Below are 5771 nucleotides of genomic sequence, written 5' to 3' on the forward strand. Positions count from 1 at the left end.
CTGGCCAACGTCGCGCGCCGGTCCAAGACCGACGTGCTGATCGTGCACACCACGCCCTGAGCCCACAGGTCAGCTACTCGAAACCTGAACCTCGTCCGGCAGCCGGTGCCATACTCAGGCCGACGAATCGGCAGCTACGACATATACGGACCAGTGCTCGCAGTTCGGCTCCGCTGAGGAAAGCCGGCCCGGCGCCGACCACCCCTGAACGTGGCTGTATGGGCAGCTCAGACCCGAAATCCGGGCCAGCCGATCCCAGCGTAAGCGTTGGAAGAACAATCCTGGGAAGCGTACAAACCAAGATTCACCGTTTCGGCCATGCGACGGGTGACCCCCCCGGACGGGTTCCCCCCACCCCCCATTGCGGCAGTGGCGAGTGGATGGGGCGGGCGGCGCATGCATGGTCGCGTTGGCTGATGGGGTGGCGCGTGTCGGGATGGCCTTGGGCCGCCGCAGGATTGATGGGGATGGCCTGGCCTTGGATGGTGGGAGTGGTTGTGATGGTCCCGGGGGCGGGACGGTAGCCATGGCCGTGAGTGCCTGGGCGCGGGAGAGTTTGGTCGTGCCTGAAGCACTGATCACCCGGCAAGCTGATAAGCAAGCCACGAGGCGATCTCCGTTCACCCGATGCGCCGGTCATTGAGGATGGCCTTAACTAGCCGTAAGGCAGTGACCAGGCGAGCTTGAACCCGCGGCCGACGGATTAGCACCTTAGGTCTTGATAGTTCCCGTTATTGCCCGTTTCTCATTGTGCGACAACCGGATTAGGGTCGCGCGGTGGCGGCGGAGGTGTCTTGGTGGAATGGTTACAGGCTGGCTGGCGGTCACCGTTTATTCACCGCCAATGACCGGGAACCGGCCCGAATTGCCTGCTTCTCATCGGAGTTTCGAGATAGTCGCAGGACCGGGCAGACGCCGTGATCAGGCACGATGGGCCGTAAATGGTCGTGTAGGGGGCGTCGCTAGGACGGCAACTGTCGTCACGGTTGTCGTCAAAACTGTCGTCAGCTTACGGTGCGAAGCAGCGGCACTCCCACCGCTTACTCATACCCGCGATCCTGGCGCTGCCGATCGGATGCGTTCAAGGGTCACACGTTGACTCAACGCGTGATCCATTGGAGAATGCCTACGTTTGAGAGCCAGGAGGATGATCCATGGCGAACGGAGTTGGCCCGCCGCATCTCGCTGATGCTACCGACGTTGAACGCTGGGCCGACCAGCGATCCGCACAGGCCGACCCCCCTCGCCTCGTTCGCCGCCTCGTGCGCCACGAGAACGACCAGGTGCAACGCGTGGAGATGCGCGGTGATTTGCTGTTCGAGGCTGTCCCCGGGATATGGGGTGCTGCCGGTTAAACACTCATACAGCACGCACGCCAGCGCATGGCGACGGCATCGCGGTGAGTAGACAAGGCAAGCCACCGTCGACTCAGTGCGTTCGGGGAGCTCCCGCGTCGATCGGCACGCACACGGTCGACATGATCATGTCTGCCAACGTCTGCCGCTTCTGATCCCACAGCGGCAGCAGATAGCCGATGTAGCAGACGGCGGCGTCGACGATGTGCGCGATCTGGCGCACGATCGACATGGGGAAGCCGATCGGCTGCCCGGTTTTTTCGTGGACCAACTTGAACTTCAGCACCGACTTGCCGATGGTGGACCCGGTCTTGCCCTGCCGATAGAGGTTCCACAGGCCGAAGGTCAACGCCAGCAGTCCCGCGACGACAATCACGATGGCTGCCCCATTGGTCCAGGTGAGGTGGCAATACCACGGCCAATCGTTGTCGGGGTAACGTCCCAGGCGTTCCAAGGGGGTCGAGGGCCCCGGGCATTCGAGGCCGGGCTGCCCCATCGCGCCCACGATAATGAGCCCAATAACGCCGATCACCGCCGGAATCAGTCCGTCGATGACCGCGGCGCCTACGCGTTCAAACCAGGACGTGTAGGGGCTGTGGGGCCACCCACCCCCTCCGCCGGCCGCCCATGGCGGCGGCCAATACCCACCGCCCTGGTATTGCGGCGGAGGGTAGTTACCGGGGGGCTGCCAGTGCGGATGTTGGGTCATGGTCGCCTTCCGCGTAAAGCTAGTCCGCTGGTAACCGTTTGGCACCGCGCGTCGGGGCAGGTATTGGTTAGCATCACACTCGCACACCGGGAGTGGGGCTTCCGTTGCGCAGTCCACCCGGAGGGGCACGCCGATGCTCATCCGGGCGATCCCACCGGGGGCGGGCAGCCCGGCCTCACTCCAGTCGCCGCTTCCAGGGTGACTGACCGCGGTGTATCTCGTTAAGCACCAGTGGTTTCCGCCGAATCAGCCACATAACATTCATTAAGGAAGCCCGTTCAAGGCCGTTGCCATCCATACCCCGGAGAGTATGAAAAGCGGCTCCGGATTCTCCGAGACCTCTCCCGACCTGCGGGAACTGTGCTCGGGCTTAAGGGATTTGAATCTGCGACCACTTGATCCCCAGTAAATAGCGGTAGCACGTTTACCTGGTCACACACACTCTGTGGGCTCGCGGCGCCCGCGCATAACGTTCACAGGAGCGCAGATCGTTTACCGGCGCGCATAACTTGTGATCCCAAAGTGGGTCCCGTGGCGGATGCCCGCGTGTCGCCGTGTGACGCCCGAAAACCACAGCGTCGGATTGACGAGCTCCCCGCCCAGTTGCCGGAGGACGGGTGCGATGCGGTAACGGGTGCGCGACCCCGGGGCCAGGTAGCCAACTCATCGCCGACCCGGTCAGCCCCGGATCTCGCCGAAACGAGAAGGCCCGAATCCCATTTGACCGCAGCGCGCTTCGCGCCAATCCTGGTGGCACGCGCGGCGGTCGCGCCGTTTGCAGCGAGGACCGCGAATCAGCCGTAGGTGTGCACCAGCCGCATGGCGTCGCAGGCTCCGAGTTTGTTTTCCAGGTCAGCGATCGCCCGCGTGATCGTTTGGGGCGGCAGGCACAGGCACAGTTCACGCAAGAGCCGGATCAGGTGCTTGATCAGAAACGGCTCGGGCACGATCGGCGTCCGCATCAGCTCGGCGGCACGATCCGAGAAGATCAGCGCATGACGGATGATCAGATAGATTGACTTCAGCGCGGTGTAGTGCAGGTCGTGCGCCGAAGCATTGCCGATGAAGGCGGGACTGATGTCGAGGCGGCGCTGCGCAATCGCCTCCGCCACGCCGAGCGGATCGCACAGGCGCCGGTCGCGGACCGACCACGCGATCGCGTCGAGATTGTGCGGGTAGCCCACCAGCTCGGTCTCGAGAGCGTGCCCGCCGAGCGCCCAGATATCGACCTTGAGGCCGTTCGGCGCTATGACCTTGGGCGTGCCGAAATAATTCGGCGAGAACGGAATCCCGGCCTCGGCAAGATGCCGGATGATGTCGTCATTGGACGCGGTGGTGATGACGTCGACGTCGTCCCAGTACTTGATCTGACCGAGCAGCGCACAGCGCACCGTGCCCCTCACGATCCAGGCCTCTGCCGCCGCCGGCAGACACGGCGCGACCTCATCCGATCTCGCGCCAAGACTCTGCGTCGCATCGTCGCCCCCCTCGCGTGCCCCATAGGCCGTCACAAGCTTCTGCACCCGCACTGTCGGCGGCGTCGGCACCGGCCTGAGCCCGTAGTACTTTTCAAAGATTTCGAAATCCCGCGCCAGCACCCGGTCGGAGCAGCGGTGATCGAATCCGTCATTGACGCGAAACGCGCCGGCCGCAGCATCCTCCGCGTTGTGCGGCGTCCGCACCACGGCGCCGGTGACGTAGTTCACCGCTGCAGAGTTGATCGAGAAATTGTATGCGCTGATCGCCTGCAGCACCGCGTCTTCGGCGGTCGGCCCGGACGCCGGAATGATGTCCATGTGGTTGCGGTCGAAGAGCACGACGCGCGGAGCGCCGAGCGGCGCGGTTTTCAGGTCGAATCCCGCGGCGATGGCAAACTGTTTTATCTGTTGGGCGCCCGCGACGATGATGCAGTCGATGTCACCGAGATAATTTGAGCCGGACAGTTCGGCGCGCACCCAGCCGCCGGTGATCCAGAGCCGATCTCCGAAGCGCGCGGCGAAAGCATCAACTACGCGAGAATAGTAATGCCGAAGAGTATGCAGCCCGCACGGATGGCACAGCGATGCCCCGCCAGGTCTGATCGATCGCTGGGTTGTTAGAGGCATCGCTGTTCGGATGCCTTTGCAAGCGGTACCGCGACGTGCAGATCGCCGTGTTTAGGCTTGCTGGGTGGAGCACGGTGTGCGATGTATATGTGGGTCACCCCCGGTCACGATACGTGCGATGCTTTGATACGTGCGTCCTGTTCTTGTCCCACGGGGACAAGGAACTGCGTTGACACGGGATCTTTCGGGTCGCTGGTGATTTCGTACGTGGTAAACGTTTTGCCCTCGGTGAACAGCAGAACGCTGACCGACTTGGAGCCGTCAGGCGACGTTCCAGAGACAACCGTGCCACCGCTACCTACGGCCACCGATTCTGCGCTTGCGCCGGTCACGGTTTTAGGCAGGTCCGCCTTGGCTTGGTTCAATGCGTCGGCCGCCGCCGAGGCGCTGGGCAACACCACGATGGTGGCCACGAGCGTGCGATCCCAACTCGTGTAAGTCTCTGACACCCCGGGCTTTCCGCCTGGATCATGTACGACCGGACCGGAATAGAACTGGTGGGCCGGATCCAGCCGGATAGGCCCCGGTAGCAGCAGGTCGCTGTAGTCATGGCTGCCGCCGCAACCGACGACTGCCGCCCCGAGCATCGCGGCCGTCACCGCCACGCCAAGCGCCGCGCGCGCAAAAGACTTCATCGCCCGATCCGTCGTTGGTGAAATGAGAATAGAGCACGCAGCGTCGGCTCCGGTCGAAAACCAATCAGCTTGCCCGCGCGCACTACCATCCGCTCCCGCCGCTTGCCCTGGAACCACCCACAAGTTCCAATGCGACTCAGGTCGAGGCGGACCACGACCGCCGGCGCTCCGACGGCGCCGCATTCTGGCAGATTCTCGTCAGTGGGTACTTTTTCATGGCGACGGACAATTCTCGGCCCCCGTGCGTCTCCATCGCGGGTGCCGATCTGCGGCTAAATGCCCTAGTGGCACTCCCAACCCCCAGTCAACGCCCGAGACCAGGGGTAGTGGGTCTGTTTGAATTACGTTGAGCTCCACGGAGGAGTCCGGCAGGGGTCCAGGTGGAGCGCTGCGGTGGCAGTTGTCGGGCTGGCGTCCAACGCTGTCGGGCGCACTCGAATGTGACGTGTGCGCCAAAAGTGACGTGAACCGTCTCTCAGAAGTGCAGGCGTCTGCGCCGAATCGTGGGCTCCCCGTCGATATCGACCTGAGTGGTTGTCAGGTACTGAGCGAACTCCTGGCTGACATAGACGGGTCCGCCGGACGTTGTGAAGTCAGCACTCGACTCCGGAACATCTTTGCTGCCCTGCCTCCGAAACGCCATCGAACAACACCCCTAAACCAATCAGGTGTTGCAGCGATCGATTGAGCCTGCCCTTTTCTGGGGAGCCCCCTGTCAGGATTGAACTGACGACCGCTCGCTTACAAGGCGAGTGCTCTACCACTGAGCTAAGGAGGCGGACAAACCGCGTCCAAGCCTAATCGGTCATTCGTCGCTGTCGATGATGCGTTGCGAGCGCACCGGCCGTGACGACGGCCGTCGTCCGGGTCGGCGGCCCGGCAGCGGGATCCGGTCGGCGATGCTGCTCAGCGGGTTGACCTCCATTGTGAGCGAGATGGCTGCGTCCTGCAGGGTGGAGATGGCCGG

4 protein-coding genes, 1 tRNA gene and 2 pseudogenes are annotated in these 5771 nt (G+C 63.4%); all 7 read right to left on the reverse strand.

Going from position 1 to position 5771, the window contains the following annotated elements:
• Positions 1-1295: 1295 nt before the first annotated feature.
• Positions 1296-1400: pseudogene (locus ACLP9N_RS23545) on the reverse strand (hypothetical protein); the annotation flags it as partial.
• A 28-nt stretch (positions 1401-1428) separates the two neighbouring features.
• Entirely contained in the window at positions 1429-2064 is a 636-nt protein-coding gene (locus ACLP9N_RS23550; RefSeq protein ID WP_442409652.1) for an RDD family protein, read from the reverse strand.
• 794 nt (positions 2065-2858) lie between these two features.
• Positions 2859-4019, reverse strand: coding sequence for a hypothetical protein (locus tag ACLP9N_RS23555; protein ID WP_442409653.1), 1161 nt, complete (start codon positions 4017-4019; stop codon positions 2859-2861).
• A 254-nt stretch (positions 4020-4273) separates the two neighbouring features.
• Positions 4274-4804 (reverse strand): hypothetical protein, encoded by a 531-nt coding sequence (locus ACLP9N_RS23560; RefSeq protein WP_442409654.1) that lies wholly within the window; start codon positions 4802-4804, stop codon positions 4274-4276.
• A 475-nt stretch (positions 4805-5279) separates the two neighbouring features.
• Entirely contained in the window at positions 5280-5447 is a 168-nt protein-coding gene (locus ACLP9N_RS23565; protein ID WP_442409655.1) for a hypothetical protein, read from the reverse strand.
• 63 nt (positions 5448-5510) lie between these two features.
• Positions 5511-5582: transfer RNA gene (locus ACLP9N_RS23570), tRNA-Thr, on the reverse strand.
• A gap of 27 nt (positions 5583-5609) precedes the next feature.
• Positions 5610-5771, reverse strand: a pseudogene (locus ACLP9N_RS23575) (hypothetical protein); the annotation flags it as partial.

Origin of the sequence: Mycobacterium sp., assembly GCF_052144515.1 — a bacterium.
Taxonomy (GTDB): Bacteria; Actinomycetota; Actinomycetes; order Mycobacteriales; family Mycobacteriaceae; genus Mycobacterium.

What these genes read in the sequence shown, in the direction of transcription:
- ACLP9N_RS23565 (WP_442409655.1), bottom strand. Translation starts at nt 5,447, where the DNA reads ATGGCGTTTCGGAGGCAGGGCAGCAAAGATGTTCCGGAGTCGAGTGCT.
- ACLP9N_RS23550 (WP_442409652.1), bottom strand. Translation starts at nt 2,064, where the DNA reads ATGACCCAACATCCGCACTGGCAGCCCCCCGGTAACTACCCTCCGCCG.
- ACLP9N_RS23560 (WP_442409654.1), bottom strand. Translation starts at nt 4,804, where the DNA reads ATGAAGTCTTTTGCGCGCGCGGCGCTTGGCGTGGCGGTGACGGCCGCG.